Genomic DNA, 1,464 nt, shown 5'->3' on the forward strand with positions numbered 1-1,464 from the left:
TACTATTACTATATCATACATTAAACCGTACAGTCAACGTAACAGTTTGACAGGAGGTTTAGCCTTTTTATTAAAAAAAAAGAATATAGAGCAAATAAAGTTAGCTCTATATCCTCTTAGGATTAGCGTGTTAAGATGACCGGTCCGTCTTTCGTGATAATCATCGTATGTTCGTATTGAGCCACAAAACTTCTTTCAGTAACAAAGGTCCAGCCATCATCAAGTTGGAAGACTTCTTCGTCATGGGTTGAAATGAATGGTTCAAAGGCAATAACCATCCCTTCCTTTAACAATCCATAGTCAGAAGTTTCATTATAATTATAAATATATTCAGGTTGTTCATGGATGGTTCGTCCAATTCCGTGACCTGTCAGATTTTTAATCACTGTTAGTCCATGATTTCTTGCCGTTTGATGTACGACTTTACCCATACCATTTATTTTGGAGCCAGGTTTGGCTTTTTTCAGGCCAGCTTCAAAGGCTTCCTTAGCCACATCGCAAATTTTGGTTAAAATTTCTTCACCTTCTCCGACAACAATCGAGATGCCTGTATCAGCAAAATAACCATTTTTGGAACCAGAAACATCAATATTAACAAGGTCCCCTTCTTTAATTACTCGATCACTCGGGATTCCATGAGCTACTTCTTCGTTCACACTAATACACGTATACCCGGGAAAATCGTATTCACCTTTTGGAGCTGAAATGGCTCCTTCCTTCTCAAATAACTCTGCCGCTATATGATCAAGTTCTTTTGTGGTAATCCCTGGTACCGCTCTTTGCACTAATTCATCACGAATCGCAGCAACGATCCTGCCAATTTCTTTCAGTCCATTAAAATCTTCTTCTGTTTTTGCAATCATTCTTTTTCCCACCTATAATTATTATCTAAATAACGTACACCTATTAGATTGTACATTTATCCTTAGGTAAAATCCAAGCATAACAAATTGAAATGGAGAAAAAGACAAAAAAACAGAGTGCTTATGGCCACTCTGTTTCTGAATTATAATAATTTTACCTTCTTAATAAAATTAACCTCGTTTTGAAACTTTTCAAAAATTTCTTTGTAGGTGGAATTGATTAAATGTGGAAAGAGGTTTTCAAGTGCTTCTTGGTAATCCTGACCTAACGCTTCACGCAAGAATACATATTCATGAAACAGGAGTGCTTTTTCAAAATCAATCCCTAATTGATGTAAATCTTTATACAGGTCTTGCTTGGGGATACGTAAAATCTTCTTAAAAATCTTAATATTTTTTTCGATAAATTTTTCTTCTATATAACGGGTTACATAATCTGTGTAAACCATCTGCCCGATATTATTGGTTTCACTTTTAGAATAGTTAAAGCCAATCACACGATCTTCTTTATTTTCACGAATAATATACGTTTTACTGCCACGTATATTGGTAATAAAATTTTTGACGCTTTTATCAAAGATTTTATCAAATTGAATAATCT

2 protein-coding genes are annotated in these 1,464 nt (G+C 34.6%); both read right to left on the bottom strand.

What is annotated here, in order from left to right; genetic code table 11:
- Positions 1–122: 122 nt before the first annotated feature.
- Entirely contained in the window at positions 123–863 is a 741-nt protein-coding gene (gene map / locus V7137_RS30020; protein WP_335701453.1) for a type I methionyl aminopeptidase, read from the bottom strand.
- A 143-nt stretch (positions 864–1,006) separates the two neighbouring features.
- A partial coding sequence (locus tag V7137_RS30025) for a hypothetical protein (protein WP_335701454.1) occupies positions 1,007–1,464 on the bottom strand: 458 nt, incomplete at its 5' end.

The organism is Neobacillus drentensis (genome assembly GCF_036962765.1).
GTDB classification, from domain to species: domain Bacteria; phylum Bacillota; class Bacilli; order Bacillales; family Cytobacillaceae; genus Neobacillus; species Neobacillus drentensis_C.